This window comes from Bhargavaea sp. GQ12, from assembly GCF_059758705.1.
In genome coordinates this window covers 1-738 of record NZ_JCAXEU010000047.1, presented here as the reverse complement: position 1 = coordinate 738, position 738 = coordinate 1, and the positions used below count along the sequence as shown (strand labels likewise).

The following is a 738-nucleotide window of genomic DNA, read 5'->3' as shown; positions in this document are numbered from 1 at the left end:
CGGACAAGGATGAAGAGAACGAAATTCTAAAAAAGGCTATGCATGTTTTCACGAGAAGCCAGGCGTAAAATACCGATTCATATACGAAAATCAAAATGTATTTAACGTGGTGAAGATGTGCCAAGTACTGGTTGCTTCAAAATCCGGCTACTATGACTGGCTTAAACGGCCGACGACGGTTGAGTGGCTGGAACGTCAGGAAGAGCGCGAAAAGCTAAACCGGGCGATTCTAGAGATCTTCCACGGGAGCTACGGGACGTACGGTAGTCCCCGGATACATAAGGAACTGATACGACGAGGCTTTGAGGTATGTCAGAAGACAGTGGCTATCCGGATGAAAGAACTCAATCTTACGGCCCTGCCTCCGAAACGCAAAGTCGCTACAACGGACTCAAATCATAGTCAGACTGTCCATCCAAATGTGGTGGCAAGAGACTTCAAGACGGTGGAACTGAACAAGGTCTGGGTAGCGGATATCACCTATATCCGGCATTTGGACGGCTGGTCTTATCTGGCCAGCATCATGGACCTGTGCTCACGGAAGATCATTGCCTACACCCTCGGAGACACGATGGAGACAGAGCTTCCGCTCTCGGCTCTCAGGAAGGCACTGGCCATTCGTCAGCCGGAAGAAGGAGTAATTCATCATTCGGACCGCGGCAGCCAATATTGTTCGAAAGCATATACCCAGAAGCTGACAGACACTGGAGCCGTCATCAGTATGAGCCGGAAAGGCGA

General features: G+C 50.1%; 1 protein-coding gene. It reads left to right on the top strand.

Annotation, left to right across the window (positions count from 1 at the left end):
* Window positions 1–79: 79 nt before the first annotated feature.
* Window positions 80–738: IS3 family transposase (locus AC6CHQ_RS16310; protein WP_498082073.1), on the top strand; the 659-nt coding region annotated here is incomplete at its 3' end.